This is a genomic window from Brevundimonas sp., assembly GCF_965227765.1.
Lineage (GTDB): Bacteria > Pseudomonadota > Alphaproteobacteria > Caulobacterales > Caulobacteraceae > Brevundimonas.
The window spans coordinates 948,682-975,332 of sequence record NZ_OZ245778.1 but is presented as its reverse complement, the minus strand read 5'-3'; the positions used below and the strand labels follow the sequence as shown (position 1 = coordinate 975,332).

The 26,651-nt window shown below is 66.9% G+C and carries 29 protein-coding genes; 9 read left to right on the top strand and 20 right to left on the bottom strand.

Annotated features, from left to right (window positions below; genetic code table 11):
* Positions 1 to 43: 43 nt before the first annotated feature.
* Positions 44 to 1,705, bottom strand: a complete 1,662-nt coding sequence (locus ACO05L_RS04720; RefSeq protein WP_421731017.1) for an ATP-binding protein — start codon at positions 1,703 to 1,705, stop codon at positions 44 to 46.
* A 98-nt stretch (positions 1,706 to 1,803) separates the two neighbouring features.
* Positions 1,804 to 2,460: a thiamine phosphate synthase gene (thiE, locus tag ACO05L_RS04715; RefSeq protein ID WP_421731016.1), complete on the bottom strand. Its 657-nt coding sequence runs from the start codon at positions 2,458 to 2,460 to the stop codon at positions 1,804 to 1,806.
* Positions 2,461 to 2,580: 120 nt separating this feature from the next.
* On the opposite strand from thiE, the gene ACO05L_RS04710 reads away from it, so the two are divergent.
* The 6 genes from ACO05L_RS04710 to ACO05L_RS04685 all read left to right on the top strand — a co-directional run bounded on the left by ACO05L_RS04710 (position 2,581) and on the right by ACO05L_RS04685 (position 6,699).
* Complete coding sequence (locus tag ACO05L_RS04710) at positions 2,581 to 2,766, top strand: (2Fe-2S)-binding protein (protein ID WP_421731015.1); 186 nt, start codon at positions 2,581 to 2,583, stop codon at positions 2,764 to 2,766.
* Positions 2,767 to 2,947: 181 nt separating this feature from the next.
* Complete coding sequence (bfr, locus tag ACO05L_RS04705; protein WP_421731014.1) at positions 2,948 to 3,448, top strand: bacterioferritin; 501 nt, start codon at positions 2,948 to 2,950, stop codon at positions 3,446 to 3,448.
* Positions 3,449 to 3,559: 111 nt separating this feature from the next.
* On the top strand, positions 3,560 to 4,120 hold the full coding sequence (locus ACO05L_RS04700) for a tryptophan-rich sensory protein (protein ID WP_421731013.1): 561 nt from the start codon (positions 3,560 to 3,562) through the stop codon (positions 4,118 to 4,120).
* A gap of 104 nt (positions 4,121 to 4,224) precedes the next feature.
* Complete coding sequence (gene efp / locus ACO05L_RS04695; protein WP_421731012.1) at positions 4,225 to 4,794, top strand: elongation factor P; 570 nt, start codon at positions 4,225 to 4,227, stop codon at positions 4,792 to 4,794.
* Positions 4,795 to 4,909: 115 nt separating this feature from the next.
* Positions 4,910 to 5,713 carry an inositol monophosphatase family protein gene (locus ACO05L_RS04690; protein WP_421731011.1) on the top strand — a complete coding sequence of 268 codons (804 nt, stop codon included), beginning with the start codon at positions 4,910 to 4,912 and terminating at the stop codon, positions 5,711 to 5,713.
* Between the two features lie 5 nt (positions 5,714 to 5,718).
* Positions 5,719 to 6,699 carry a glycerophosphodiester phosphodiesterase gene (locus tag ACO05L_RS04685; RefSeq protein WP_421731010.1) on the top strand — a complete coding sequence of 327 codons (981 nt, stop codon included), beginning with the start codon at positions 5,719 to 5,721 and terminating at the stop codon, positions 6,697 to 6,699.
* Positions 6,700 to 6,840: 141 nt separating this feature from the next.
* Here ACO05L_RS04685 and dxs read toward each other — a convergent pair whose 3' ends face one another.
* From dxs to ACO05L_RS04655, 6 genes are all read right to left on the bottom strand, one after another.
* Positions 6,841 to 8,751, bottom strand: coding sequence for a 1-deoxy-D-xylulose-5-phosphate synthase (gene dxs / locus ACO05L_RS04680; RefSeq protein WP_421731009.1), 1,911 nt, complete (start codon positions 8,749 to 8,751; stop codon positions 6,841 to 6,843).
* 91 nt (positions 8,752 to 8,842) lie between these two features.
* Positions 8,843 to 9,730, bottom strand: coding sequence for a polyprenyl synthetase family protein (locus ACO05L_RS04675; protein WP_421731632.1), 888 nt, complete (start codon positions 9,728 to 9,730; stop codon positions 8,843 to 8,845).
* Positions 9,731 to 9,774: 44 nt separating this feature from the next.
* Entirely contained in the window at positions 9,775 to 10,152 is a 378-nt protein-coding gene (locus tag ACO05L_RS04670) for a tRNA-binding protein (protein WP_421731008.1), read from the bottom strand.
* Positions 10,152 to 10,397, bottom strand: a complete 246-nt coding sequence (locus tag ACO05L_RS04665; protein ID WP_421731007.1) for an exodeoxyribonuclease VII small subunit — start codon at positions 10,395 to 10,397, stop codon at positions 10,152 to 10,154. The genes ACO05L_RS04670 and ACO05L_RS04665 overlap by 1 nt, the downstream gene beginning before the upstream one ends.
* 51 nt (positions 10,398 to 10,448) lie before the next feature.
* Entirely contained in the window at positions 10,449 to 11,105 is a 657-nt protein-coding gene (locus tag ACO05L_RS04660; protein ID WP_421731006.1) for a peptidylprolyl isomerase, read from the bottom strand.
* Positions 11,106 to 11,122: 17 nt separating this feature from the next.
* A complete protein-coding gene (locus ACO05L_RS04655; protein ID WP_421731005.1) occupies positions 11,123 to 11,812 on the bottom strand; it encodes a histidine phosphatase family protein in 690 nt (229 codons plus the stop codon).
* Positions 11,813 to 12,038: 226 nt separating this feature from the next.
* Between ACO05L_RS04655 and ACO05L_RS04650 the strand changes: the two genes are divergently transcribed.
* Together ACO05L_RS04650 and ACO05L_RS04645 are read left to right on the top strand one after the other, a co-directional pair.
* Entirely contained in the window at positions 12,039 to 12,581 is a 543-nt protein-coding gene (locus tag ACO05L_RS04650) for a GNAT family N-acetyltransferase (RefSeq protein ID WP_421731004.1), read from the top strand.
* A 20-nt stretch (positions 12,582 to 12,601) separates the two neighbouring features.
* On the top strand, positions 12,602 to 13,780 hold the full coding sequence (locus ACO05L_RS04645) for a vWA domain-containing protein (RefSeq protein WP_421731003.1): 1,179 nt from the start codon (positions 12,602 to 12,604) through the stop codon (positions 13,778 to 13,780).
* A 63-nt stretch (positions 13,781 to 13,843) separates the two neighbouring features.
* On the opposite strand, the gene ACO05L_RS04640 is transcribed toward ACO05L_RS04645, so the two are convergent.
* The 5 genes from ACO05L_RS04640 to ACO05L_RS04620 form a co-directional block, all read right to left on the bottom strand.
* A complete protein-coding gene (locus tag ACO05L_RS04640) occupies positions 13,844 to 14,032 on the bottom strand; it encodes a CsbD family protein (RefSeq protein ID WP_421731002.1) in 189 nt (62 codons plus the stop codon).
* 87 nt (positions 14,033 to 14,119) lie between these two features.
* Entirely contained in the window at positions 14,120 to 14,569 is a 450-nt protein-coding gene (locus tag ACO05L_RS04635; protein ID WP_421731001.1) for an NUDIX domain-containing protein, read from the bottom strand.
* A gap of 2 nt (positions 14,570 to 14,571) precedes the next feature.
* Positions 14,572 to 15,612, bottom strand: a complete 1,041-nt coding sequence (locus ACO05L_RS04630; protein WP_421731000.1) for a sensor histidine kinase — start codon at positions 15,610 to 15,612, stop codon at positions 14,572 to 14,574.
* Positions 15,609 to 16,010 carry a response regulator gene (locus tag ACO05L_RS04625; protein WP_421731631.1) on the bottom strand — a complete coding sequence of 134 codons (402 nt, stop codon included), beginning with the start codon at positions 16,008 to 16,010 and terminating at the stop codon, positions 15,609 to 15,611. The genes ACO05L_RS04630 and ACO05L_RS04625 overlap by 4 nt, the downstream gene beginning before the upstream one ends.
* A gap of 20 nt (positions 16,011 to 16,030) precedes the next feature.
* A complete protein-coding gene (locus ACO05L_RS04620; protein ID WP_421730999.1) occupies positions 16,031 to 17,596 on the bottom strand; it encodes a sensor histidine kinase in 1,566 nt (521 codons plus the stop codon).
* Positions 17,597 to 17,706: 110 nt separating this feature from the next.
* Here ACO05L_RS04620 and ACO05L_RS04615 point away from each other — a divergent pair, with 110 nt between their 5' ends.
* A complete protein-coding gene (locus tag ACO05L_RS04615) occupies positions 17,707 to 18,429 on the top strand; it encodes a hypothetical protein (RefSeq protein WP_421730998.1) in 723 nt (240 codons plus the stop codon).
* A gap of 9 nt (positions 18,430 to 18,438) precedes the next feature.
* On the opposite strand, the gene flhA is transcribed toward ACO05L_RS04615, so the two are convergent.
* From flhA to fliF, 7 genes are read right to left on the bottom strand one after another with little or no spacing between them, the layout of a single operon-like run.
* Positions 18,439 to 20,538 (bottom strand): flagellar biosynthesis protein FlhA, encoded by a 2,100-nt coding sequence (gene flhA, locus ACO05L_RS04610; protein ID WP_421731630.1) that lies wholly within the window; start codon positions 20,536 to 20,538, stop codon positions 18,439 to 18,441.
* Positions 20,539 to 20,552: 14 nt separating this feature from the next.
* Positions 20,553 to 21,473 (bottom strand): class A beta-lactamase, encoded by a 921-nt coding sequence (bla, locus tag ACO05L_RS04605; RefSeq protein WP_421730997.1) that lies wholly within the window; start codon positions 21,471 to 21,473, stop codon positions 20,553 to 20,555.
* A gap of 3 nt (positions 21,474 to 21,476) precedes the next feature.
* On the bottom strand, positions 21,477 to 22,865 hold the full coding sequence (locus ACO05L_RS04600; protein WP_421730996.1) for a sigma-54-dependent transcriptional regulator: 1,389 nt from the start codon (positions 22,863 to 22,865) through the stop codon (positions 21,477 to 21,479).
* Between the two features lie 37 nt (positions 22,866 to 22,902).
* Positions 22,903 to 23,232, bottom strand: a complete 330-nt coding sequence (fliN, locus tag ACO05L_RS04595) for a flagellar motor switch protein FliN (RefSeq protein ID WP_421730995.1) — start codon at positions 23,230 to 23,232, stop codon at positions 22,903 to 22,905.
* The gene (locus ACO05L_RS04590; protein ID WP_421730994.1) at positions 23,232 to 23,894 is read right to left on the bottom strand and encodes a flagellar assembly protein FlbE; all 663 of its coding nucleotides are present in this window, start codon (positions 23,892 to 23,894) and stop codon (positions 23,232 to 23,234) included. Before ACO05L_RS04590 ends, fliN begins: the two co-directional genes overlap by 1 nt.
* Before the next feature lies 1 nt (position 23,895).
* Positions 23,896 to 24,936 (bottom strand): flagellar motor switch protein FliG, encoded by a 1,041-nt coding sequence (gene fliG, locus ACO05L_RS04585; protein WP_421730993.1) that lies wholly within the window; start codon positions 24,934 to 24,936, stop codon positions 23,896 to 23,898.
* Positions 24,936 to 26,561: a flagellar basal-body MS-ring/collar protein FliF gene (fliF, locus tag ACO05L_RS04580; RefSeq protein WP_421730992.1), complete on the bottom strand. Its 1,626-nt coding sequence runs from the start codon at positions 26,559 to 26,561 to the stop codon at positions 24,936 to 24,938. Before fliF ends, fliG begins: the two co-directional genes overlap by 1 nt.
* Positions 26,562 to 26,651 lie beyond the last annotated feature (90 nt).

The window sequence follows — 26,651 nt, the reverse complement described above, 5'->3', positions numbered from 1 at the left end:
TCCGACAACAGCAAGGCATGTCGCGCGAGGCGAACGCGCACCGTCAGGCAGCGGGCAGGTCGATCCAGAAGGTCGCGACCTCGTTCGGAGCCGAGACCACGCCGATGGCGCCGTCCTGCAATTCGACCAGCCGCTTGGACAGGGCCAGGCCTATGCCGTGCCCCTCGACCGTCGAACGCTCCAGGCCCAGGCGGTTGAACGGCTCGAACAGCTCGATCTGCTTGACCGCGGAAAGCCCCCGCCCCTTGTCGGCGACCTCGATGCGGATGCGGTCGTCGATGCGCGAGGCCGAAAACCGGATCACCCCGCCCGACGCGCCGTATTTCATGGCGTTGGTGGCCAGGTTGTCGATGACCTGGGTAATGCGCTGGGAATCGGCCAGGGCGATCAGATGAGGCTCGGTGAACTCGACCTGCAGATCCAGGGCGCGCGCCTCGGGCCGCAGGGCGGTGTTGCGTCGCACGTCCTCGATCACGCCGCAGATGTCGGTGGGCCGGATCTCGACCTTTACGGCCCCGCTTTCGGCGCGGGCGACGTCCAGAAGGTCGTGGGCCAGGGTCTCGACCTGGCGTGAGGTCTTGACCAGCATCTCGGCCATTTCCTTCTGCTGGGGCGTGATCGGCCCCAGTTGGCCCGAGGACCACAGCTCGCCGATGCCGATGACGCCGGCGACCGGGCTCTTGATCTCATGGGCGACATTGGCCAGCAGGCGGGACTTGGCGGCCGTGGCCAGTTCGGCGCGAATCTGGCCGGCGCGGGCGCGGCGCGACAGGCGATCCCGCTCCTCCAGAAGAGAAGCGACCAGGATCATCGGCGCGCAGCCGAACATCAACATCATCTGCACCACCAGCACCTTCTCCCCCAGCGGCAGATCCAGCTGGCTGGCAGGGCCGGATCCGTGGGCGATGGCGGTCAGGGCGAAGGCGGAGATGATGGCCAGGGCCACGGTGATGCCGGGCAGGCGCAATCGGACCGCCGTGGTGATCAGGATGGGCACCATGAAATACCGCAGATGGGCCGACTGGCCAAAATAGACGGCGAAACATATGGCGCACACGCAGGCCAGCATGACCGCCCATTCGAGCAGCTTCCTCGGATCGCGCAAAACGGCGGCGGCGCGTCGGTCCAGCGACATCAGCAGCGGAACCGTGACCACCATCCCCAGGGCGTGACCAGCCCACCAGCCGCGCGCCGTCGTCAGAAACTGGGCGTCGAATGCCGATGTCATGGCAAGGCCGGCGATGAGGGCGGCGGGAACGGGGGCCAGGACGGCTACGGCCAGGATGAACCTGCAGGCGCTCTTCACGGTCGCCAGGTTCAGCGCGGGGGCGAACCAACGCGCCAGGAGGACCGCTATGACGATCTCGACCACATTGGCTAGGGCCAGCGAAAAGGCCAGGCCCATGCCTGCGCCGCTCAGGACCTCTCCGCAAACGGCGGCGCCGGCGATCAGCCCGGTGAAGGTCAGGTCCGCATCCCGAGTGCGCGACGTCCTCAGCCATGCGGCGACGGCGACGCCGTTAGCCACCCACAGCAGCAGAAACCATTCGCTCGACCGCGCCAGGCAGATGGCCAGCAACAGCACGGCCGCGACCACCACGGCGGAGGCCATGGGCAACAGCGGGCGGGGCGATGGCGTCGCCCGCGCAACCGGCGGGGCGGCGGAAGCCAGGAACGGCATATCCAGCACTCGGCTTACAGGCATGGATCGTTAACTCAGGTACGACGACGGAACTCGTCGCGCAGGAGCCCTCACAAGACCATAAGCTTCCTAATATCCCCTGAAAGCGTGTCGATATTCGACTAGTCGGTCAGCAGCACGCGCTGGAAGGCGCGCACGGCCTCGGCTGGCCCGTCGGGATGGGACCATACGCCTGCGCTGACCGCGACGAAGTCGGCGCCCGCACGCGCCAGAACCGCAGCGTTGTCGACAGTCACCCCGCCGATGGCCACGCAGGGAATTTCGACCGTCTCCTGCCAGATGGTCAGGATGTCCAGTTCGGGACGATGCGTCGTTTCCTTGGTTTCCGTGGGGAAGAAGGCGCCGAAGGCGACGTAGTCGGCGCCCGCTTCGGCGGCCTCCATGGCCATGTCGCGGCTGTCGTGACAGGTGGCGCCGATCATGGCGTCCGGCCCCATCAGCCGCCGCGCCGAGGCGACGGAGGCGTCCGACTGGCCCACATGGACGCCATCGCAGCCGAGGTCTGCGGCCAGGTCGGGCCGGTCGTTCAGGATCAGGGCCACGTCATGCGCGCGCGTAATGGGCGCCAGCCGCTGGACACAGGCGCGGATCGTCGCCTCGTCGGCGGGCTTCAGCCGCACCTGCAGGGCGGCGACGTCGCCGGCGCCCAGAGCGGCTTCCAGATCGGCGGCGAAGGCCTCCAGATCGGGGATCGCCGGGGGCGTGATCAGATAGAGCCGGGTGGCGGGACGGGGTGGAACAGTGGATGCGCGGGCCATGCCATGGCCCTGCCCGATCCGGACAGGCCGCGTCAACGGGTGCGACATGCGAACGACTTGCACTCTCCTTATCATCGCGATAGAGAATGATTATCAAGTCGAGTCTTCGGGATCGCTTCCGTGTACGTCTGCAACTGCAATGGTCTTCGCCAGCGTGACGTGGCCCTCGCCATCGAGGCGGGCGCCTGCCGTCCGCGCGACATCTTCGCCCGCAACCAGTGCCAGGCCCAGTGCGCCAAATGCGTCTGCGAAATGCGCCAGATGATCCAGGACAGCCGCGAAGTGTTCGCACTCGCAGCCGAATAGACGCCGCTTGGCTCTAAGCTCTGTTTAGACAGACAGTCATTCGCACTATCAATGTCGTGATAAGACCTCGCAAGTAAAACAAAGCCTGTTTGCTGTGGTAATTGCCGCCCTGACGAACGTCGGATACCTCTGAGGACGGCCCCTTGCCGCCCGATCCGCACGGCGAGCAAGGACCATGGCCATGAAGGGCGATCCCGCGATCATCCGCACCCTCAACGCGGTGCTGACCAACGAATTGACGGCGGTGAACCAGTATTTCCTGCACGCCCGGATGTTCGAAAGCTGGGGCCTGTCCCACCTCGGCAACGTGATCTACGAAGAGTCGATCGGCGAGATGAAACACGCCGACATGCTGATCAAGCGCGTCCTCTTCCTCGACGGCCTGCCCAACCTGCAGGACCTGCACAAGCTCAAGGTCGGTGAAGACCCCATCGAATGCCTAGGCGTCGACCTGCAACTGGAACTGGACAGCCGCGCCACCACCGCCGCCGCCGTGACCCAGTGCGAGGAGGCCCGCGACTACGTCAGCCGCGACCTCTTGATGAAGATCCTGGCCGACACAGAGGAACACATCGACTTCCTGGAAAACCAGCACAAGCTGATCGAGCTGATGGGCGCCCAGAACTATCTGCAGTCGGCGATGAAGGAGATCGTCACCGACAACAGCGCCACCGGCGGCTGACGGCGCTGCCAGCTGACGGAGACGGCCAGTTGGCAGCGAGGGGCGGGGCGGTCTTGTCGGAACCGCTCCGGCCGCTGACCATTAGCCTTCAGGGTCAGCTGGGAGCACGCCATGAGCAGTATCGACGACGTCCTTGACGATGTGCAGGACCGGGCGACCGACCTGCTGAACTCGGAGGGTCGCTCAGGCGTCCATGTGGCGACGGGCATCGTGCTGACGGTCGGGTTCGCCCTTCTGGCCCATGCCATCGCCACAGGGACGCTGAAGCCCAAACGGACGGTGAAGTCGCTGCGACGCAACGAAGGCCCCGTGCATGAAAAGCCGCGCGGGGCGTTCAGCCTGATCCTGCCCGCCGTCTTCTCGGCCACTACCCTGTCGGCGGTGCGGGTGTGGAACGCGCCCACCAGCCGCGAGCGGTCCCTGGCCATGGGCCTGTGGTTCTTCGCCCAGACGGTCAATGCGATCTGGCTGGGCCTGCGCCCCTCGTCCATGCGCAGCCAGATCGCAGCGGCCATGTCGTCGGCCGGTCTGGCCGCCGCCTTCGCCTTCGAGGCGCGCAAACTGGACGAGAACGCCGGCAAGATGGCCGCCCCCACCGGCACCGGCGTCCGCATCGCCAACTTCCTGGGCAGGAAGACCGAACAGGCCACGGACGGGCGCACGCTTCACTAAACCGCTGTTGGGGGAGGATTGCCCTCGCGACCCACTTCCTCTACGGATCGCGCCCTTCGCGCGCCCGTCACGGGACCGGCAGCGCCCCTCAGACAGTGAATCCCATGGCCAAGATCAACGGCAACACCATCAAGCCCGGCATGGTGCTCCAGCACAACAACGGCCTCTGGGTCGTGACCAAGGCCAGCCACGTCAAACCCGGCAAGGGCGGCGCCTTCGCCAACGTCGAGGCCAAGAACCTCGAAACCGGCAACAAGCTCAACGAACGCTTCCGCTCGGAAGACAAGGTCGAGCGCGTCACCCTGGAGCAGAACGACTTCTCCTACCTGTACGAACAGGGCGACGCCCTGGTCTTCATGGACGACGCCACCTACGAGCAGATCGAACTGCAAAAGGACTGGGTCGGCGACGAACGCATCCCCTATCTGCAGGACGGCATGAAGGTGGTCATCGAGATGCACGAAGGCCGCCCGATCGGCCTGTCGCTGCCCGACCAGGTCACCGTCACCGTCGCCGAGACCGAGCCGACGGTGAAGGGCCAAACCGCCTCGTCCTCCTACAAGCCCGCCAAGGCCGACAACGGCGTGCGCATCATGATCCCGCCCTATATGTCGGCGGGCGAGCGCATCGTGGTCGACACCTCCACCGGCGAATACGTCCGCCGCGCCGACTGAGGCGCGACGAGCACAGACAAAGACCCGGGGGCGCAATCCTGCGCCTCCATGACCTTCTCCGACCGTCCGGGCGGCCCCTGCCGCCTTGAAGGTCTGTCGGACCAGGAGATCCCCCATGGCCCTCGCTTCAGCCCTCGTTTCCGTTATGATCGACGCGGTCCGCAAGACCGCCCGCCCGATGCTGCGCGACTTCGGCGAGGTCGCCCACCTTCAGGTGTCGCGCAAGGGCCCTGGCGATTTCGTCACCGCCGCCGACATCAAGGCCGAGGACACCCTCTATGAACTGCTGATGAAGGCCCGCCCCGGCTACGGCTTCCTGGGCGAGGAACGCGGCATGATGGAAGGGACCGACAAGTCCCACACCTGGATCGTCGACCCGATCGACGGCACGACGAACTTCATGCACGCCATGCCCCACTTCGCCATCACCGTGGGCCTGCAGCGCTACGCGCCTGACGGGTCGTCGGAGATCGTCGCCGGCGTCACCTACAACCCGATCATGAACGAGCTGTTCTGGGCCGAGAAGGGCAAGGGCTGCTACCTGAACGACGCCCGCATCCGTGTCGCGGGCCGGCGCGAGCTGTCGGAAAGCCTGATCGCCACCGGCCTGCCCTTCATCGGCAAGTCAGGCCACGCCCAGTCGATCAAGGACATCCACGCCGTGGGCCAGCGTGTCGCCGGCATCCGTCGCCTGGGCTCGGCCGCCCTGGACTTCGCCTGGGTCGCCTGCGGCCGGTTCGACGCCTATTACGAGCGCAATCTGAAGCCCTGGGACGTGGCGGCGGGCATCCTGTTCGTCACCGAGGCGGGCGGCATCGTCACCACCATCGACAACGACGGCGATCCCAAGTCGGGCGTGTCGATCCTGGCGGCCAACGCAGAACTGCATAAGCCCCTGCGCAAGGTCCTGCAGGGCTAGCGGCGGTGACCCGCCCGCTCGTCATCGCCCATCGCGGCGCGTCGGGCGAGCGTCCGGAACACACCCGCGCGGCCTATGACCTGGCCATCGAACAGGGCGCCGAGGTCATCGAGCCGGACCTGGTGATGTCCAGCGACGGCGCATTTGTCGTGCGCCACGAGAACGAGATCGGCGGCACGACCGATGTCGCCGCCCATCCCGCCTTCGCCGCCCGGCTCACCACAAAGATCATCGACGGCGTCGCGGTCACCGGCTGGTTCACCGAAGACTTCACCCTGGCCGAGTTGAAGACGCTGCGCGCCCGCGAGCGCCTGCCGCTTCTGCGGCCCGGCAATGTCGCCTTTGACGGGCGCGAGCCGATCCTCACCTTCGACGAGGTGGTCGCCATCGCCCGCGAGGCCTCGGCCCGGACCGGACGGGTCATCGCCGTCGCCCCCGAACTGAAGCACCCCAGCTATTTCGCGGCCATCGACCTGCCGATGGAGGACGCCTTTGTCGCCGAACTGGAACGCCTGGGCCTGACCGGAGCCGATGCGCCGATCCTGATCCAGTGTTTCGAAGTCGGGCCTTTGCAGCGGCTGTCGCGCCGCATCGACGCCCCTCTGGTGCAACTGATCGAGACTACGGGCGGCCCTGCGGATCGGCCCGACCTGACCTATGCCGACATGGTCACGCCACGGGGGCTGGCCGAGATCGCCGCCTATGCCCGATGGGTGGCGCCCGCCGCGACCCTGGTCCTGCCCCGCGACGCCGAAGGGCGCACCACGGGCGCCAGCGCCCTGGTCCCAGACGCCCATGCGGCGGGGCTGAAGGTGGTGGTCTGGACGCTCAGGGCCGAGAACGTCTTCCTGCCGCTGGAGTATCGCCGGGGCGAGGCCGAGGCCGAGCACGGCGACTTTTCAGCCTATGCCCGCGCGGTTCGGGACGCGGAAGTGGACGCGGTGTTCAGCGACTTTCCGGGGTTGGCGGTCGAGGCCCTACGCTAGAACCCGCTCATCCCGGCGAAAGCCGGGACCCAGATCTTTGGGCGACCATCGCGTGTGATGACGCACGCTCATGATCCAAGGCTCCGCCGCGCGAAAGCACTGGGTCCCGGCTTTCGCCGGGATGAGCGGGACGGTGGGTGCTCAGGCCCGAACGGCGCCGCGCGATGCCTCGACGCCCAGGGCCGACAGGGCCGCCTGGGCGATCTGTTCGGCGTTCAGGCCGGCCGTGGCGTACATGGCGGCGGGGTTGTCCTGGTCCTGGAACACGTCGGGCAGGTGCAGGGTGCGGATCTTGAGGCCCGCATCCAGCGCGCCCTTTTCGGCCAGCAGTTGCAGCACAAAGGCGCCGAAGCCGCCCATGGCGCCCTCTTCGACCGTGATCAGGGCCTCATGCTCGCGCGCCAGGCGCAGGATCATGTCGGCGTCCAGCGGCTTGGCGAAGCGGGCGTCGGCGACGGTGGCTGAGACGCCGCGCGCAGCCAGCAGGTCGGCGGCCTTGAGCGATTCCTGCAAGCGGGTGCCCAGGGACAGGATGGCGACCGAGGTCCCTTCGCGCACGATACGGCCCCTGCCGATCTCCAGCGGAGCGGCCAGTTCGGGGATCTCGACGCCCACGCCGTCGCCGCGCGGATAGCGGAAGGCCGAGGGCCGGTCGTCGATCTCCAGCGAGGTGGCGATCATCGCAGCCAGGTCCGCCTCGTCGGCGGCGGCCATCAGGACCATGCCCGGCAGAGCCCCCATGTAGCCGATGTCGAAGCTGCCCGCGTGGGTCGCGCCGTCGGCGCCGACCAGACCCGCCCGGTCCATGGCGAACCGCACAGGCAGGCTCTGGATCGCCACGTCGTGGACGACCTGATCGTATCCGCGCTGCAGGAAGGTGGAATAGATGGCGCAGAAGGGCTTCATCCCGTCGGCGGCCAGGCCGGCGGCGAAGGTCACGGCGTGCTGTTCGGCGATGCCGACGTCATAGGTCCGCTCGGGGAAGGCCTGTCCGAACAGGTCCAGCCCCGTGCCCGAGGGCATGGCGGCGGTGATGGCGACGATCGAGGGGTCGCGCTCTGCCCGCTTGATCAGCTCTGTGCCGAACACCTTGGTATAGCTGGGCGCGTTCGAGACGGACTTGGATTGCTTGCCCGAGACCACGTCGAACTTGACCACGGCGTGCAGCTTGTCAGCGCTGCTTTCGGCGGGTGCGTACCCCTTGCCCTTCTGCGTCACGACATGGACCAGCACCGGGCGGTCGGTGATGGCGGCGGCGTTCTTCAGAATCGGGACCAGATTGTCCATGTCGTGACCGTCGATCGGCCCGATATAGTAGAAGCCCAGTTCCTCGAAGAAGGTGCCGCCGACGACCATGCCGCGTGCGTATTCTTCGGCCTTGCGCGCTGCGTCCCGGAAGGGGCGCGGCATATGCTGGGTGACCTTGCGGCCGAATTTGCGGAAGTTCTGGTAGGCGCCGCCCGAGACCTGCTTGGCCAGATAGGCGCTCATGCCGCCGACCGGGGGCGCGATCGACATATCGTTGTCGTTCAGGATGACGGTCAGCTGGCCCGTCGTCTCGGCGGCGTTGTTCATCGCCTCATAGGCCATGCCGGCCGACATCGAACCGTCGCCGATGACGGCCACGACCTTGTTGGTCTCGCCCTTCTGGTCGCGCGCGGCGCAGAAGCCCAGGGCGGCGCTGATGGAGGTCGAGGCGTGGGCGGCGCCGAACGGATCGTATTCGCTCTCTGACCGCTTGGTGAAGCCCGACAGCCCGCCCGGCTGGCGCAGGGTGCGGATGCGGTCGCGGCGGCCCGTCAGGATCTTGTGCGGATAGCACTGGTGACCGACATCCCAGATCAGGATGTCCTTGGGCGTCTCGAAGACATGGTGCAGGGCCGTGGTCAGCTCCACCACGCCCAGGCCGGCGCCCAGGTGGCCACCCGTCACAGACACCGCGTCAATGGTCTCGGCCCGCACTTCGTCGGCCAGTTGCCGCAACTGGGCGATATCGAACCCGCGCGTGTCGGCAGGAAAGGTGACGGTGTCGAGAAGGGGCGTAGCGGGCATTGAAACTATCTAGTCCGAGTTCAGCGAACGCGCGAGTGCCCATGTCGTCACCATGGCCTTTGGGGAAGCCCCAGCTTGACCGTGCGTTCCGTCAGCTCCGCCGGTTCAGCACATAATCCACGCTGGCTCTCAGGTGTTCGGCGTCGGCGCCGAACAGGTCCAGATGGCTGCGGGCCTGATCGGCCAGGTGTGCGACGCGATGACGCGCCGCCTCGACGCCCAGCAGGGTGACGAAATTGGTCTTGCCCAGGGCTGCGTCCTTGCCGCCCGCCGCCTTGCCCAGGATGTCCTCGTCGCCGTCCACGTCCAGCAGGTCGTCGACGATCTGGTAGGCCAGGCCGATGTCGTGGGCGAACTTGATCAGGGCCTGCTGCTGGGCCTCACCCGCACGGGCGATGATCAGCGGGATCTCGAAGGCGTAAGTGAAAAGGGCGCCGGTCTTCAGCCGCTGCATCCGCGCCACCCCGCCCAGGTCGTCGCGCACGCCCAGCAGGTCGATCATCTGACCGCCCGCCATGCCGCGCGCGCCCGACGCCATCGACAGGCGCGCCGCCAGTTCGCAGCGAATCTCGGCCTCGTCGTGAGTGTCCTCGTGCAGGATGATGTCGAAGGCGGCGGTCTGCAGCGCGTCCCCGGCCAGGATGGCGGTCGCCTCGTCATAGGCGATGTGCAGGGTCGGACGCCCCCGCCTCATATCGTCATTGTCCATCGCCGGCAGGTCGTCGTGGACCAGCGAATAGGCGTGAACGCATTCCAGGGCGCAGGCGGCGCGCAGCACCGACTGTTCCTCGATGTCGAACAGGCGCGCGGCCTCGAGCGCGAAATAGGGCCGCAGCCGCTTGCCGGGCCCCAGGGCCGCATAGCGCATGGCCTCGGTCAGCCGGGCCTCGGGGCCATCGGCGCGGGGCAGCAGCCGGTCCAGGGCGACCGTGACCCCGTCGGCGACCTCGGCGACGCGATCGATGACCGCCTGCTCCACCGAGTTGGCGGCGTGGGGCTTGGCGGATCCGTTGACGGGTTGGGTCAAAACAGCCTCCCGCCGATCACGGCGTCGCGGTCCACGCCGACCAGGACGACCTCGCCCTCGGCGTCGGGAAAGCCCAGGGTCAGGACCTCGGACATGAAGGGGCCGATCTGGCGCGGCGCGAAATTGACCACGGCTGCGACCTTGCGGCCCGTCAGCTGGTCCAGCGTGTAGTGGCGGGTGATCTGAGCGGACGAACGTTTGACGCCGAGGTCCGGGCCGAAGTCGATGGTCAGCTTGAAGGCCGGCTTGCGCGCCTCGGGGAAGGCCTCGGCGGTGACGATCTGGCCGATGCGGATGTCGACCTTCAGAAAATCGTCGAAACCGATGCGGTCGGCGGCCAGACCTTCAGAGGGGACGCCGCCGGCGGCGGACATCAGTTGAACTCGGCGGGCTCGACGCCCTTGGCCTGGCCGTCGGCGCCGACGACGATCTTCTCGACCCGCAGCTGGGCGGCCTTCAGCCGGGCCTCGCAGTGGGATTTCAGGCGCGCGCCCTCTTCGTACAGGCTGATGGATTCCTCCAGCGGGGCCTGGCCGGATTCAAGGCGCGAGACGATGGTCTCCAGCCGGGCGAGGGCGTCCTCGAAGCTGAGGTCGGTAAGGGGGGCTGCGTCGGTCATGTCGGGCGACCCTAAAGGCGGCTCCGCCCCGGTTCAACGCCGAATGCGGGCTCAGCGCGGGTCGGCGACCGTGACGGCCAGGCGGCGCGCCGACAGGATGGCGATGCGCGGGTCCAGCATCTGTCCGCGCATGAAGCCTTCGCCCTCGGTCGCGGATTTCGGGGCCGCCAGGATCTGGCGCACCACGTCCATGCCGTCGATCACATGGCCGAAGACGGCGAAGCCCGGATCGCTGGCGCTGGCGTCCAGCGAAGGCACGTCGCCCAGGATGATGAAGAAGTCGCCGGTCGCCGAGCCGGGCTCGTAGCGGGCCATCGACACGGCGCCGTCCGTGTGGCGCAGGCCCGTCTGGCTGGTCGGCTCATCGGGGATGGGAGGCAGGATGCGGTTGGGCGCATTGTTCGCCCCGCCCTGGATCAGCCCCATACCGGGGGCGATGACCATGCCGCGATAGAAGTCCGTCCCGTCAAACCGCTTGTCGTCGACATAGCGCAGGAAGTTGGCAGAGGTGACGGGGGCGGCGGGGTCCAGGGCGATGACGATGTCGCCGGCCGAGGTCGTCAAGACGACATGCTCGCGGGCCTGGGGCGCGACCATGGCGGCGACGGGGGCGGCGACGGGGGCGGCCTCGGCCTCCACCGTCTGGGCCAGGGCGGGCGCTGCCAAAAGGCTCAGCAGAAGTGTGAGGGACAGGGTGCGCCGATCCATCGCCGTCTCCTTCGCGGTCAGCGCTTTTCGAAGCGGCGCTGGGACCAGTATTTGAAGCCCTGGTTGTGGACCAGCCGCCAGCCTTCGCCCTTCAGCCGCCGTCCCACCATGTGGTTGAAATAGCCGTGGGCGAAGACGATCACGTCCTGGCCCTGGGCCGCGCGGTCGATCAGGATGCGGGCCGCCTGGGCCGCACGGACATCGGCCTGGGCGCGGGTTTCCTGGCCTGCGTGGTGGTTGAAGAAATGCCACCAGAACCGCGACACGCCGCCCCACCATTTGGGCGACAGCTTGATCCAGTCGGGAAAGTTCGGCGGCGGCAGGGGCGCCTCGATGAACAGGGCGTCCGAGGCGATGTCGCGACCCTCGGCCACGGCCGTCGCGGTCTCGACGGCCCTGCGGCGGGTCGAGGAATAGATCACGCCCGCACCGGCCACGGCGGCCATCAGTTCGGGCGGAGGCGTCTGGCCGGCCAGCAGGCCGCCGACCTCGTATCTCGCCCACCAGTCTGCGTACTCGGCGGCGCTGAGCATGCATTCACGTGACAGCGCGGGCTCGCCATGGCGGGTCAGGATGATGGCGCCGGAACGCCCCTCGACGGCGGCGGGCCGCACGGTCGCGGGCGTCAGATCGACGTGCGCCGTGGCGGCGTCCGCAGAATCACGGGCTGGCGTGTCGGGGGCAGGGCTGGTTATCGGAGCGGTCATGATATGGGGACGGATCGAAAATCCTTCGACGTTTTCGTCCCTTAGCCCTCCCCCGATCCAGAACACCAACGCACGCCGAACATGGCCGTCTGCGGGTTGGTAACCGCCCTCGCGCGGCGACACAACCGAGATGACGCCGCACGCTCGCCAAGACACAAGCAGACCGCGGCCATGCATCAGGAATGTCGTGGATGACGCCGCAATGGCGCCGGTGTAATCGCCGGCGATGTCCACGACCCCAGACTCCGCAGTTCTGATCCGCCCCGCCCGCCCCACGGACGCCCAGGCCCTGGGCGCTCTAGGCCGCCAGACCTTCATCGACACCTTTGTCGAGGGGTTCGCTATCCCCTACCCCGCACAGGATCTGGCCGATTTCCTGGACGCCAGTTTCAGCGAAACTGCGACGGCCCGGAAACTGGCCGAGCCGGAAGCCGCCTGGTGGGTCGCCGAACGTGACGGCCAACTTTTGGCCTTCGCCAACGCCGGCCCCAACGGCCTGCCCCATCCCGACGCCACTCCGGCCAATATGGAGCTGCGCCGCCTCTATGTCGGCAAGACCGCACAGGGGCTGGGCCTGGGCACGCAACTGCTGAAACTGTCGCTGGATTGGATGCAGGCCCACACCGACGGCCCCCTGTGGATCGGCGTCTGGAGCGGCAACGAAAAGGCCCTGAAACTTTATGGCGCCTATGGGTTCGAGAAGGCCGGCGAATACGAATACCCCGTGGGCGCCTGGCGCGACCACGAGTTCATCTTGCGGCGCGACTGAACCACGCTCAGTTTAGCGCCATGCTCATCCCCTTCTTCACCGCCCTGCGCGACGCCAAGGTTCCCGTCTCAACCAAGGAATGGCTCCATCTGATGGAGGCCATGGACAAGGACGTGGCGGGCGGAAAGATCGAGGACTTCTACCACCTGTCGCGCGCGGTCCTGGTCAAGGACGAGAAGCACTATGACCGCTTCGACCAGGTTTTCGGCAAGGTTTTCAAGGGCGTCGAAACGGTCGGCATCGGCGACGACCTGACCACCGACATCCCCGAGGACTGGCTGAAGCTGCTGACGGACAAATACCTCACCGACGAGGAGAAGGCCGAGATCGAGGCGCTCGGCGGGTTCGACAAGCTGATGGAGACGCTGAAACAGCGTCTGGAGGAGCAGAAGGAACGCCACCAGGGCGGGTCGAAATGGATCGGCACGGGCGGTACAAGCCCCTTCGGCCACGGCGGCTATAATCCCGAGGGCGTGCGCATCGGCGGGCCGGGCAAACACGGCCGGGCGGTCAAGGTCTGGGAAAAGCGCGAATACCGAAACCTGGACGACACGGTCGAACTGGGCACCCGCAACATCAAGGTCGCCCTGCGTCGGCTGCGGCGGTTCGCGCGCCTGGGCGCCGCCGAGGAACTGGACATCGACGGCACCATCGACGGCACGGCGCGTCAGGGCTGGCTGGACATCCATATGCGGCCCGAGCGTCGGAACACGATCAAGGTGCTGCTGTTCCTCGATGTCGGCGGGTCGATGGATGGCCATATCAAGCTGGTCGAGGAGTTGTTCTCGGCGGCCAAGACTGAGTTCAAGAATCTGGAGTTCTTCTACTTCCACAACTGCCTCTACGAGGGCGTCTGGAAGGACAACCGGCGTCGGCACGCCGAGAAGACCCCGACCTGGGAAGTGCTGAACAAGTATCCCGGCGACTGGCGCGCCATCTTCGTGGGCGACGCGACGATGTCACCCTATGAGGTCACCATGCCGGGCGGCTCGGTCGAGCACTGGAACGAGGAGGCCGGCGCCGTCTGGCTGAAACGCGCCCGACAGCAATGGGACAAGTCGGTCTGGTTGAACCCCGTGGCCGAGAAATACTGGAACTACACAGCCTCGGTGAAGCTGATCGGCGAGGTCATGGACGAGCGGATGTATCCCCTGACGCTGGACGGGCTGGACCAGGCGATGCGCTCCTTGACGCGATAGGTCTCCAGACACGAAAACGCCGCCCGCGGTGACGGGCGGCGTTTCAGGCGAAGCAGACGAACGCTAGTTGCGCTTGTCGGTGTCTCGCAGGCTATCCTTGACGCCGCCGACAGCGTTCTGGACCTTGCCGCTGACCTGATCCGCCTTGCCTTCAGCCTTCAGTTTTTCATCGCCGGTCAAATTGCCAGCGGCTTCCTTGATCTTGCCGCCGATGTTCTTGGCGGCGCCTTCGATGCGATCATGATCGGGCATGGTGAAACTCCTTCAACGGGGCGTCACCGGGGCGCGACGCTTCGGCCTGATCAACCAATGGCCGCTCCTATCGTTCCCGTTCAGACCTCAGGCGTGATGACGCAACCATCTGGCCACCGCCCAGGCATGGGCGTCATGGCGCAGTTCGGCCAGGGCGGTGCGCGGGTGCAGCCAGACCAGCTCATGGTCGTCCTCGACCTTGGCCGCCGGGTCGATGGACAGGTATTCTGCGATCCAGAACCCGCCGAGATTATTGACCGGCTGGCCATCCGACTTGAGGAAATACTGGCCCGCCTCGGCGATACGCTCGACCGGACGGACGGCCATGCCCGTCTCCTCGACGAACTCGCGGACCAGGGCCTGCTGCTCGGTCTCGTCGCCGTCCACGGCGCCGCCGGGCAGGTCGTAATAGGGTATGTCGCGCGCCACCCGGACGCAGGCGATCTTCTGGTCCCGGAACACCAGCCCGAAGGTGGCAGGTCGTCTCAGGTACGACAGAGCCGGATCGGCCAGGCCGAACTGCAGTTGCGGCGTCATGGTCAGAGGTCGAAGGCAAGCCGGGCGCGGACACCCTTGTGATCGCGGTCGAACTCCACGGCCGAGCGCAGGCCCGACGCCATGGCGCTGATGATCTTGCCGCCCAGACCCGTTCCCTTGGGCGCGCCGTCGCCCATACCGGGGCCGTCGTCCTCGACCGTCAGCAGGGCGCGACCGTCGGCGCCGGGGCGCAGGATGATGCGGATCTCGCCGCCCTGACCGGGCGCATAGGCGTATTTGACTGCATTGGTGACCAGCTCGGTGACCACCACGCCCAGGGAAACCGCCTGGTCGGTCGAGACGCGCATGGGCTCGGCCTGCAGCACCAGGCTCGGCGACCCGGCGTCGGGCCCAAGCGACTTGCTGAGCTCGTCGATCAGCCCCGCCAGATATTCGTCCATGTCGACAGAGGACATATCGCCCGAGGTGTAGAGCCGGCGATGGACGTGGGCCACGGCCTCGATCCGGGCCTGGGCCTCCTTCAGGGCGTTGCGCGCGCCCTCATCGGCCAGGTGCCGCAGTTGCAGCGACATGAAGGTGGAGACCAGTTGCAGCGAGTTCCCGACCCGATGGTTCACCTCGCGCAGCATGGCCTCGGCACGGTCGCGGGCCAGACGGATTTGTTCGACGGCCTCGTCATTCTCGCGTTGCAGGCGACGACGCAGCAGAGCGTCTTCCAGCGCCGAGCGCAGCAGGGCCGTGAAGTCCTCGGAAATATCCTTGATCACATAGTCGGCGGCGCCCGCGCGCAGGGCGGCGACGGCGATACGGCCTTCCTGGGCGCCGGTGACATAGACAACCGGCGGCGGCTTGGGCAGCGCCATGATGTCGGGCAGCACATCCAGCCCATCGCGCGCCGGCATATAGTGATCAAGGGCGCAGATGTCGTAGCCGCCGGCAGCCAGCGCCCGCAGTCCCGCATCCCCGTCGGCGACGCAGGTGACCACATAGCCGTGCCGGCCGAGTTCCTTCTGAACCAGACGAGACAGGCCGGCATCGTCGTCGATGTAGAGAAGCCGGATTTCCGGTCGGTCGGGCGTCATTCGATCTCGGGAGCCTGCATCACGGACAGGAACAGGCCCAGCTGGCGGATGGCTCCGGCAAAGCTCTCATAGTCGACCGGCTTGGTGATATAGACGTTGCAGCCCAGGTCGTAGCAGCGCTGGATCTCGACCTTGTCGTCGGTGGTGGTCAGGACGACGACCGGCGCACGTTTCAGCCGCTCATCCTTCTTCACCTCGGCCAGAATATCCGTACCCTGCATATCGGGCAGGTTGAGGTCGAGCAGGATCAGCATCGGCCCGTTGGCCCGGACCTCTTCCGAGAACAGATAGTCGAGCGCCGGCTGGCCCGAGTCGAAGTGCAGGATGTCGTTGGAGATATTCGCGCGGCGAATGTTCTTCTCGATCAACTTGGCATGGCCATGGTCGTCTTCAACCATGACGATTTTTACGGGTGCGCTCACAGGGTGTCTCCGGCCTCGTCGAGGACGAGGCGTTTGGGGAATTTCAGGCGGAAAGTCGAGCCCTTGCCAAGCTCGGAGTCAACGGTGATCTCGCCGCCCAGTCGCCGCACGCTGTTACGCACGAAGGCCAGACCCAGGCCCTCGCCTTTCGTGTCCTGCCGACCGGCGCGGCGGAACAGCTCGAAGACCCGCTCATGATCGCGTGCTGCGATGCCTCGTCCATTGTCCTGAACGGCGTATTCGACCCAGCCGCCTGCCCGTTCGGTTCCGGTGACAACGATTCGACCTGGCCTTGTGGGGTCGAGATATTTGACCGCGTTGTCGATCAGATTGCCCATGATCTGCTCGATCGAGAGCCGGTCATTCTCCATCCCCGCCATCGGCTCGACCACGATCTCGGCGCCCACGTCGGTAACCTGATGGTGCATGCTGTCGGCGATGCGCTGGACCATGGCGGTCATGTCCAAGGCCTCGGGCGTCAGGTTGCGACGGCCTTCGCGGGACAGTTTCAGGATGGCGTTGATCAGCCGGTCCATCTTCTCGGTCGAGGCGCGAATGAAGCCAACGGCCTCGGGGATGTCCTCGCGCACGGCCAGCACCGCGTCACCGTCGATCAGATCGGGAGCTCCGGCTTCCACCTTGGTCATCTGCAGATCGAGCGTCTTGCCCGCCTGTTCCAGCTCGGAGGTGTAGCCCATGACGTTGACCAGGGGCGAGCGCAGGTCGTGGCTGACGATATAGGCGAAACGCTGGACCTCTTCGTTGGCGCGGGTCAGGGCGGCGGTGCGCGAACGGACGGTGTCCTCCAGCCCGGCGTTGATCCGGGCCACGGTGGCGCGGGCATCGTTGATCTCGGCCAGATAGCGGCGGACCAGCACCACGATGATGGCGCCCAAAATCAGGATCAGCACGCCGGCGACGAAGTTGACGGTGATGGTCACCACGGCAGAAAGCCGGGACTGGGCGGCCTCGGCCTCCACGGCCTCACCCTGAAGCCTGTCGATGCGGCCCAGTTCGGCGCGCAACTGCGCCATGATCTCCTGGCCACGCCCGGCCCTGACGATACTGACAGCCTCGCCGATCCGCCCCTGACGCGCGAAGCCCAGCGTGCGCGACATCTCTTGGAACTTTGCGTCAGTCAGCCGGCGGAGTTCGTCGGCGGAGGCTCGGGACTCATGACTGGCCTCTGTCGTCCGCTCCAGATCCTCGAACAGGGGTTCGTTGACGGCGCGGGCGTTTTCATAGGCGGCGAGGAATCCCGGCTGGGCCGTCAGCAGGTAGCCGCGCTGCGCAGTCTCTGCCTCCTCGACGTTCAGCAACACGGATCGGGCGGCGCGGCGCACCTGCCAGGTGGCGTCCACCTGGGCGTTGATCTCGGCTGTCCGCTGGATCAGCACGAAGGTCGAAAAATTGGCCAGCAACAGAAGCGACAGCGCCCCGGCCAGCAGGATCACCACGGATCGCGCCAGAGACGGGGTCCTCAGAAGCCGCCGCACGGCGGCTAGATCTGGCAGGCTGGGGCGCCCCAATGACGGGAAGCGGGTGGCGGGCGCATCGTTCATGGCGCAAGGTTTAGCTGGGCTGTGGCCCGAGTCCAGCGCCGGTGGCGCCGGGCAGGTCCCAAGTGCTTGTTTTCCCGGCCGACTGGCCAGCCCAGACAGGAGCGCCGAACATGGTTTCTTGGTGGTGGGTGGTCCCCGCTTTCGTCGCCGTCATCGGCGGCCTCTTCCTTCTGAATGGTTTGGCGTCGCTGTTCGGCGGTCGTGTCTTCGGCGGCCTGTTCAAGATCATAGGCGGCGGCGCGGTGCTCGGCGTCGCCCTGGCCGCCACTCTGTTGGCACAGAACATCCAGACCTATTCGCGCCTGACCTATGAGCGGCCCGTGGCCACCATCCAGCTGCGCCAGCTTGGCCGTCAGTATTACGAGGTCACCCTGATCCAGCCGCCCTCGACGGAGGGCCAGCCCGCCCGCACCGCCCTCTATCCCGTCAACGGCGACGAATGGCGCATCGAGGCCCAGGTCCTGAAATGGAAGCCCTGGGCCAATGTGCTGGGGCTGGACACGCAGTACCGGCTGGACCGCCTGTCGGGCCGTTATCAGGACATCGAGCAGGAGCGGACGGGCGCCCGCAGCGTCCACGGCCTGTCGGGCGGCGACCAGCCGTCCCAGATCATGGGCGTCGCCCTGCCCTGGCGTGTCGACGCCTGGGACATGGCGCGGCGCTATCGTCGCTACGTCGACGCCGTCGACACCCTGTATGGCGGAGCGGCCTATATGCCGATGGCCGACGGCGCGCGCTACGAGGTCTTCATCACCCAGTCCGGCCTGATCGCCCGCCCCGCCAATGCTCAGGCCCGCAACGCCTCGGCAGGCGGCTGGAGCATGGTCAACTAGACCCGTTCGTCAGACCGAACCGATGGTCTTGAGCCGCGCCCGCGGATGGATCTCGTTCTGGCTCATCACCACGGTCTGGCCGCGGAAGCGTTCGATGATCGAGCGGACATAGGGGCGGATTTGCGGGCCGGTCAGCAGGACAGCGTTTTCGCCGCCCATGGCGATGCGCTCGAAGGTGTCGCGGACCGAGCGGATGAAGTCCTGCAGCCGCGACGGCGCCATGGCCAGCTGCTTGTCCTCGCCGGCGCCGATCAGGGCTTCGGCGAAGGCGGCTTCCCACTCCGGCGACAGGGTGACGATGGGCAGGGCGCCGTCGTCGCCCTTGTGCTGCCAGCACAGCTGACGCGCCAGACGGGTGCGGACGTGTTCGACCAGGGTGGTGACCGACGACGAGTGCGGAGCCGCCTCGGCCAGGCCTTCCAGGATGGCGCCCAGGTCGCGGATCGAGACCTTCTCGCGCAGCAGGGACTGCAGCACCCGTTGCAGCGTCGTGACGGTGACCACCGAGGGCACCAGTTCGTCGACCAGCTTCTTCTCCTCCGGCCCCAGTTCCTTGATGAGCTTCTGGACCTCTGCATAGGACAAGAGGTCGGCCATGTTCTCCTTGAGAATCTCGGTCAGGTGGGTGGTCAGCACCGTCGAGGGATCGACGATGGTATAGCCGCGGAAGGTGGCCTCTTCGCGCAGACCCTCATCGATCCAGGTGGCGGGCAGGCCAAAGGCGGGCTCCTTGGTGTGTTCACCGGGCAGTTCGACCTGACGCCCGGTCGGGTCCATGGCCATCAGCGAACCCAGGCGGACCTCGCCCGCGCCGGCCTCCATCTCCTTGATGCGGATGGCATAGCCCTGGGTCGCCAGGCGCATGTTGTCGAGGATGCGCACCGAGGGAATGACGAAGCCGTACTCCTGGGCCAGGGCGCGACGCAGGGCGCGAATCTGGTCGGTCAGGCGGCGGCCTTCCAGGTCGTTGATCAGGCTGAGCAGCGAATAGCCGAGCTCGATCTTGACCTCGTCGATGGTCAGAGCCGTGCCGATGGGCTCCTCGACGTCTTCCTTGGGCTTGCCCGCATTGGCGGCGGCGGCGATTTCAGCCTCGCTCGGCTGGGGCTTCAGTCGTGCTCGTCCCAGTCGCCAGGCCATGAATCCGGTGCCCAGAGCCAGGGCCGCAAACGGGATCAGCGGCATGCCGGGGATCAGCCCCATCAGGCCCGCAGCGCCAGAGACCATGCCCAGGCTGACGGGGTTGGTGGCCAGCTGCTGGACCAGGGCCTTGTCGGCCGAACCTTCGACACCGGCCTTGGACACCAGGAAGCCAGCGGCGATCGAGATGATGATGGCCGGAACCTGGGTCACCAGACCGTCGCCGATGGTCAGCTGGATATAGGTGTTGGCCGCTTCGCCGATCGGCAGTTGATGCTGAATCACCCCGATCAGGATGCCGCCGATCACGTTGATGAAGACGATGATCAGCCCGGCCATGGCGTCGCCGCGCACGAACTTGGACGCACCGTCCATGGCCCCGAAGAAGGTCGATTCCTGCTCCAGCTCCTTCCTGCGCAGCTTGGCCTGGTCCTCGGTGATCAGGCCCGAGGACAGGTCGGCGTCGATGGCCATCTGCTTGCCGGGCATGGAGTCCAGGGTGAACCGGGCCGAGACCTCGGCGATCCGGGTCGAGCCCTTGGTGATGACGACGAAGTTCACCACCAGGATGATGGCGAAGATGATGACGCCGATGATGAAACTGCCGCCCATCATCAGTTGGCCAAAGGCGTTGATGACCTGACCGGCGGCGTCGTGACCCTCGTGGCCGTGGCTCAGGATCAGGCGGGTCGAGGCCAGGTTCAGCCCCAGGCGGAACAGGGTCGAGACCAGCAGGACCGTGGGGAAGATGGCGAAATCCAGCGGCCGCTTCATCATCAGCGCCGTCATCAGGATCAGGACGGACGACACCAGCGAGATCGCCAGCAGGAAGTCCATCAGGAAGCTGGGCACCGGCAGGATCAGCAGCAGGATGACGCCGATCACGCCGACCGCCATCCCGACCTCGCCGCGCAGCAGCCAGCCCTTGACGTCCGTCCCGGTCGGACGGGCCATGCCGTCCTTCATCATGACAGAGGCGTCGCTCATGCGGCGGACCCGTCACGGCCCAGCGCGCCGAGCGCCAGGCGCGTCGCCTGGGCGATCACCGCGTCGCGGGTGACCTCGGCCATATCGGCCGGGGCGTCGTAATAGACGGCGATGCGGATCGGCTCGCCGGTCGGCGGATGGATCACGCCGATGTCGTTGGTCTGGCCCGAACCGCCGGTGCCGGTCTTGTGCGCCACGGTCCAGCCCTGGGGCACGCCTGCCTTGATCCGCCCCTGCCCTGTCGGCGACTGGATCAGCCAGTTCCACAACAGGGCGTACTGCGACATCAGACCCAGCGGCTGATAGGTGCTCAGTATCCAGCCCAGGTTGGTGGCGATCTGGCGCGGCTGGGCCGTGTCCTTGTCGCCGTCGCGGCGGTTCATGAAGGGCTCGAGCCGGTCGACGTTCGTCGTCGTGTCGCCGATGGAGCGATACCAGGCGCGCAAGGCGTCGATGCCGCCCATCTCGCGGATCAGGATGTTGGCGGCGGGATTGTCGCTGACCTCGACCGTCGCCTGCATCAACTGTTCGATGGTCAGGGTCTTGCCCACGGCCTTTTCCGTCACCGGGGCGTGGCTGATCATGTCGGCGGCGGTGACCGGGATGGCCCGGTCCAGCTTTTCGTTGTCGCGCTGAACCCGCTCCAGGGTCGCGGCAGCGAGGAACAGCTTGAAGGTCGAGCAATAGTTGAACCGTTCGTCCGGTCGCCACGACACGCGGTTCATGTCCTGGGCCGTCAGCCCGATACGGCCGCCGTGCCGACGCTCCAGCTCGGACAGGTCCAGCACCGTGTCCCGCGTGGCGTAGGGCGACGGAGCCTCAGGATCAGGCGCGGACGCAGGGGTGCGGTCGCAGCCCGTCAGGCCGAAGGCGGCCAGGCCGGAAAGAACGCTTCTGCGGTCGGCGACATAGGCCATGGATCAGGCTGCACTCGCGCCATAGTTGGCGGCGACGCCGTTCTGGGGCGCCATGATGGCGGTGCCCTCGTCGGCGTATTCGTTCAGCTTGTTGCGCAGGGTGCGGATCGAGATGCCCAGGATGTTGGCCGCGTGAGTTCGGTTGCCAAGGCAGTGGCTCAGCGTGTCCAGGATGAGGGTCTTTTCCATCTGCGCCACGGTCTGGCCGACATAGGCGCGGCTGACGGCGTCGGCGGTGGCGGCCGCCCGGCTGGCGGGTCCGGCGTCGGCAGAGACCACGTCGGACAGGGGCTGGCCGTCCGGCAGGCGGATAGCCTCGGCGTCGATCTCGGGACCGACCGCCAACAGCACCGCGCGGTGCATGGCGTTCTCCAGTTCCCGCACGTTGCCGGGCCAGCGGTGGGCCGCCAGGGCGCGACGGGCATCCAGCGACAGGGGCCGGACCGGAACGCCGTTGGCGGCGGCGTATTTCTTGACGAAGTGATCGGCCAGGACCGCCACGTCGCCGGGCCGTTCGCGCAGGGCCGGCAGGCGCAGGTTGACGACGTTCAGACGGTAGAGAAGGTCTTCGCGGAACACGCCTTCGGCCACGGCCTTGGCCAGGTCGCGATTGGAGGTGGCGATGATGCGGATATTGACCGGCACGGGCTTGGTTCCACCAACCCGGTCGATGACCCGTTCCTGAATGGCGCGCAGCAGCTTGGCCTGAAGGCGGGCGTCCATCTCCGAGATTTCGTCCAGCAGCAGGGTTCCGCCATCGGCCTCCTCGAACTTGCCGATGCGGCGGGCCACGGCGCCGGTGAAGGCCCCCTTCTCGTGGCCAAACAGTTCTGATTCCAGAAGGTTGTCGGGAATGGCGGCGCAGTTGACGCTGATGAACGGCCGTTCGGCGCGCTTGGAATTGACGTGCAGATAGCGCGCCATGACTTCCTTGCCGACGCCGCTCTCGCCGGTGATCAAGATGGAGGCTTCCGAGCGCGCCACCTGGTCGGCCAGCTTGATGACGGCCTGCATCGAAGGATCGGCCGAAATCAGCGGGCGCTCGTCGTCGGCGACAGCCGACAGAACGGCGGCGATCAGGTCGGCCTCGGGCGGAAGCGGGATGAACTCCTTGGCCCCCGCGCGAATGGCGTCGGCGGCCTTTTGCGCGTCGTTGTCGATGCCGCAGGCCACGACCGGCACGAAAATCCGCTCGGCCTCGTTGGCCGCGATCAGTCCGGCGATGTCGAGGTTGTAGTCGACCATCAAAAGGTCGGCGCCCTGCCCGCGCCGCAGCTGTTCCGTCGCCTGATCGGTGCGTTCGACGTGCTGGACCTTGGCGCCGTGCGCCATGGCCATCTTCACCGCCGCCGCGAGTTGGCCCGAAAGCCTTGCAACCACCAGAAGCCGCATGGGTCTTCTCCTCTAAATCTATGCTGACTGGTCGCCGTTAGGCGCCCGAGTCCTCGGTCTTGATGATTTCCGTCATGGTCACGCCCAGGCGGTCCTCGACGACGACGACCTCCCCGCGGGCGACCAGGCGGTTGTTGACGAAGATGTCGATGGCCTCGCCGACCTTTCGGTCCAGCTCGAGCACCGATCCGCGGTTGAGTTTGAGCAGTTGCGCCACCGTCATGTGGGCCTTGCCCAGGACGGCCGAGATGTTGACCGGCACGTCATAGACGGGCGCCAGATCCGAGGCGCTCTTGTCCCCGGCTTCGTCCATGGTGGCCAGGGCGGTGGAGTCCGGGAACTCCTCCAGGGCGAGATCGTCGGCCATTACAGCGCACTCCTGTCGGTGAGCGATTCAGCGTGCCCGGCCTCAGCGGCCAGGGTGGCGGCCAGAGCCTCGCCCATGCGCGCTGCGGCCTCGGCGGGATCATAGTCGGCGCGGCCGTCGGCCCATTCCAGCTGGAAGGCGGCGGCGGACAGGCCAGGGTCGTCGCGGAAGGCGATCAAGCCCGAGAAACCCGCATCGACGCAGATCGCCTGAAGCTTGACCTTCACCGCGTCGTCCAGGCCCTGCGCGCGAATGACCAGCCGGGGCGAGGCGTCGATCTCCTGGCCCAAGGCCTCGATCGCGGCCTGCAGGGGACCGGCGGGAAAGCGATCCAGCGCGGCGCCGGCGACGACGCGGGCGGCGGCAAGCGCCAGCTCCGCCGACTGTTCGCGGTGGGTCTGGGCGATGGCGGCCAGGGTCGGCGTCGCCGCCGAGACCGCCTCGGCCACCGCCACCACGGCCATGGCCTGAAGACTGTCGACCTCGGCCAGGGCGGCCTCGCGGCCTTCGAACCGGGCCTGAGCGACCAGAGCCTCGACCTCGGCCGGCAGATAGGCGCGCTTGGTCGGGGCGAAGGCGGCGCCGGCGCGGGCGACCGATCCGTCCGAGCTGAACTCGGTGTCGAAAGCGAATGGGCGGCTGTTGAGGGGGGCTGCGGTCATGTCAGTAGATCAGCTCGTCGTCGGCGCCGCCGGCCCCGGCCAGCATGATCTCGCCCTTGGCGGCCAGGTCCTTGGCGGCCTGGACCATCGCCATCTGGGCGCTGTCGACGTCCTTCAGACGCACCGGCCCCATGGATTCCATGTCCTCGCGCATGATCTTGGAGGCGCGCTCGCTCATGTTGGAGAAGAACATCTCGCGCAGAACCTCCGAGGCGCCCTTCAGCGCCAGGGCCAGCTGGTCCTTCTCGACCGCGCGCAGCAGGGTCTGGACGCCGCCGGGATCGAGCTTGTTGAGGTCCTCGAACACGAACATCAGGGCGCGGATGCGCTCGGCGGATTCGCGGTTGCGTTCCTCCAGGGCGCCAATGAAGCGGGCCTCGGTCTGGCGGTCGAAGCTGTTGAAGATGTCGGCCATCATCTCGTGGCTGTCGCGCTTGGACGTCCGCGCCAGGTTGGACATGAACTCGGTCCGCAGGGTCTGTTCGATCTTGTCCAGGATTTCGCGCTGAACCGGCTCCATGCGCAGCATCCGCTGGACGCATTCCAGGGCGAAGTCCTCGGGCAGGGCCGTCAGAACGCGCGAGGCGTGGTCGGGCTTGATCTTGGACAGGACCACCGCGACCGTCTGCGGGTATTCGTTCTTGAGATAGTTGGCCAGAACGCTCTCGTTCACATTACCGAGCTTGTCCCACATGGTCCGGCCGGCAGGACCCCGGATCTCCTCCATCAGGCCGTCGACCCGGTCGGCGGGCATGAAGGCGGCCAGCAGGCGCTGGGTCTGTTCGAACGAGCCCAGGACCGCGCCGGAACCGCTCATCCCGGCCACGAACTCGACCAGCAGTTCCTCGACCACGACGGCGCTGACGGTGCCCAGTCCGGCCATGGCCTGGGAGATTTCCTTGACCTCGTCGTCGTCCAGGTTCTGCCAAAGACGCGTATGCTCCTCGCCGAGCGCGAGCAGAATGACGGCGGCCTTCTCCGGCCCGGTCAGCTTCTTGGCGTCATCGACGGCCGGCTTCTTGGTGACGAGACGGGCGGCCATCAGCCTTCGTGCACCCAGCCGCGCAGGATGGCGGTCGACTCATCGGGATGCTTATCGACGAATTCGGCGACCTTCTTGACGGAGGACGCCTTCACCTGGCCCTCGATACGGGCGATGTCGAGCCGCTGGTCCATGTCCGAGGGGCCGCTCAGCTGGGCCGCGCTGGTATAGACCGGCTGGCCGTCGACCATGGTGGTCTGCAAGGCCGTGACACCCGGTCCCGTCAGGGCAAGACCGCCGCCCGCCGCCGTCTTCAACAGCGGACGCACCACGAAGAAGATCAGCAACAGGCCGGTGACCAGCAACACCAGAAGCTCGACCCCGCGCATGATGTCGGACTTGTCGAAGTTCAGCAGCGGGTTGCCGCCGTCGGTGCCGCCCGCCGCCGAGGTGTCGCGGCTGAAGGGGATGTTGACGACCTCGATCTTGTCGCCGCGCGTGGCGTCGATGCCGACAGCGGCAGACACCAGGGCCTTGATCTGTTCGATCTCTTCAGCCGAGCGCGGTGCGTAGGTCGCCTCGCCCTTGCCATCCGCGGCGGGGGTCCATTTGCCGTCCACGGCCACCGAGACGGCCAGCTTCTTGACCTCGCCAGGCTCCTTGACCGTCGTGGTGGTGATGTTCGAAATCTCGTAGTTGGTCGTCTCGGTATTGGTGGTGTCGGTCGAACCGAGGGGCGTCGTCGCCGGGGCCTCGCCGCCGGGGATGTTGTTGGTCGCCGTCGCGCCGCCGTCCGACTGGCCCGTCGTGTCCTGGGACTGCGAACCATTGGTCGAGGTCGAGCGGACGACCTGGCCGTCGGGATCGTATTTCTGTTCCTGGGTGGTCGAGCGGCTGTGGTCGATGTCGGCGGTGACCTGGACGCGCGCCGCGCCTGAGCCGACCACCCCCTCGACGATGTCCATGATCCGGGCCTGGAGCTGAGCCTCGGTGGTGTTCTTGGCGTCTTGGGCCGATGCGGCCGAGAAGGCGCCGCCGTCTGAACCGGCAGCCAGGGTGCGGTTGGCGGTGTCAGTGACGGTGACCTTCTCCGGCTTCAGGCCGGGCACGGACGAGGCGATGACGTTGCGGATGGCCTGGACCTGATCCCCGGTCAGAGCGCGCCCGCCCACCCCGACGACGACGGCGGCGGTGGGGTCGCCGGTGGCCGACGAGAACATCTCGCGGCGCGGCAGAGCGATCAGCACCTTGGCCGACGAGATGCCGCGATAGGACAGGATGGTGCGGGCCAGTTCGCCTTCCAGCGCGCGCTTTTCGTTGAGGTTCTGCTGGAACTCGGTCTGACCCAGCACCGACTGGTTGTCGAACAGCTCATAGCCGACCGACCCCTGGGTCACGAGACCCTTGGAGGCCACCATCATCCGGGCTGTGCCGACGTCATCGCGGTTGACCATGACGGTCGAGCCGTCGCCCTTGGTCGAATATTTGATTCCGGCCTGATCCAGCGACGCCGTGATCTCCGACGCCTCCTTCAGGTCCAGGTTGGAATAGAGCAGGGCGTCGGGGGCCTGGCCCATACGCAGCATGACGGCGACGAGCACGGCGGCGACGCCGGCCGCGACGCCCAGCACCGCAGCCAGACGGCCGATTCCAAATCTCTGCAACGCCGCCGTGAAGCCGCCCACGCGTCCCCGCCCAAAACTACTGACGGGGGTTGAGACACGCCCGCTAGGCAGAAACTGCCGCGTGTGTGGTAAACGCTGCGTTAAGACGCC

Coding starts and splice junctions, on each gene's coding strand:
- ACO05L_RS04720 (WP_421731017.1), bottom strand. CDS start 1,705: ATGCCTGTAAGCCGAGTGCTGGATATGCCGTTCCTGGCTTCCGCCGCC.
- thiE (WP_421731016.1), bottom strand. CDS start 2,460: ATGGCCCGCGCATCCACTGTTCCACCCCGTCCCGCCACCCGGCTCTAT.
- bfr (WP_421731014.1), top strand. CDS start 2,948: ATGAAGGGCGATCCCGCGATCATCCGCACCCTCAACGCGGTGCTGACC.
- ACO05L_RS04700 (WP_421731013.1), top strand. CDS start 3,560: ATGAGCAGTATCGACGACGTCCTTGACGATGTGCAGGACCGGGCGACC.
- efp (WP_421731012.1), top strand. CDS start 4,225: ATGGCCAAGATCAACGGCAACACCATCAAGCCCGGCATGGTGCTCCAG.
- ACO05L_RS04690 (WP_421731011.1), top strand. CDS start 4,910: ATGGCCCTCGCTTCAGCCCTCGTTTCCGTTATGATCGACGCGGTCCGC.
- dxs (WP_421731009.1), bottom strand. CDS start 8,751: ATGCCCGCTACGCCCCTTCTCGACACCGTCACCTTTCCTGCCGACACG.
- ACO05L_RS04670 (WP_421731008.1), bottom strand. CDS start 10,152: ATGTCCGCCGCCGGCGGCGTCCCCTCTGAAGGTCTGGCCGCCGACCGC.
- ACO05L_RS04665 (WP_421731007.1), bottom strand. CDS start 10,397: ATGACCGACGCAGCCCCCCTTACCGACCTCAGCTTCGAGGACGCCCTC.
- ACO05L_RS04660 (WP_421731006.1), bottom strand. CDS start 11,105: ATGGATCGGCGCACCCTGTCCCTCACACTTCTGCTGAGCCTTTTGGCA.
- ACO05L_RS04655 (WP_421731005.1), bottom strand. CDS start 11,812: ATGACCGCTCCGATAACCAGCCCTGCCCCCGACACGCCAGCCCGTGAT.
- ACO05L_RS04650 (WP_421731004.1), top strand. CDS start 12,039: ATGTCCACGACCCCAGACTCCGCAGTTCTGATCCGCCCCGCCCGCCCC.
- ACO05L_RS04645 (WP_421731003.1), top strand. CDS start 12,602: ATGCTCATCCCCTTCTTCACCGCCCTGCGCGACGCCAAGGTTCCCGTC.
- ACO05L_RS04640 (WP_421731002.1), bottom strand. CDS start 14,032: ATGCCCGATCATGATCGCATCGAAGGCGCCGCCAAGAACATCGGCGGC.
- ACO05L_RS04635 (WP_421731001.1), bottom strand. CDS start 14,569: ATGACGCCGCAACTGCAGTTCGGCCTGGCCGATCCGGCTCTGTCGTAC.
- ACO05L_RS04630 (WP_421731000.1), bottom strand. CDS start 15,612: ATGACGCCCGACCGACCGGAAATCCGGCTTCTCTACATCGACGACGAT.
- ACO05L_RS04625 (WP_421731631.1), bottom strand. CDS start 16,010: ATGGTTGAAGACGACCATGGCCATGCCAAGTTGATCGAGAAGAACATT.
- ACO05L_RS04620 (WP_421730999.1), bottom strand. CDS start 17,596: ATGAACGATGCGCCCGCCACCCGCTTCCCGTCATTGGGGCGCCCCAGC.
- ACO05L_RS04615 (WP_421730998.1), top strand. CDS start 17,707: ATGGTTTCTTGGTGGTGGGTGGTCCCCGCTTTCGTCGCCGTCATCGGC.
- flhA (WP_421731630.1), bottom strand. CDS start 20,538: ATGATGAAGGACGGCATGGCCCGTCCGACCGGGACGGACGTCAAGGGC.
- bla (WP_421730997.1), bottom strand. CDS start 21,473: ATGGCCTATGTCGCCGACCGCAGAAGCGTTCTTTCCGGCCTGGCCGCC.
- ACO05L_RS04600 (WP_421730996.1), bottom strand. CDS start 22,865: ATGCGGCTTCTGGTGGTTGCAAGGCTTTCGGGCCAACTCGCGGCGGCG.
- fliN (WP_421730995.1), bottom strand. CDS start 23,232: ATGGCCGACGATCTCGCCCTGGAGGAGTTCCCGGACTCCACCGCCCTG.
- ACO05L_RS04590 (WP_421730994.1), bottom strand. CDS start 23,894: ATGACCGCAGCCCCCCTCAACAGCCGCCCATTCGCTTTCGACACCGAG.
- fliG (WP_421730993.1), bottom strand. CDS start 24,936: ATGGCCGCCCGTCTCGTCACCAAGAAGCCGGCCGTCGATGACGCCAAG.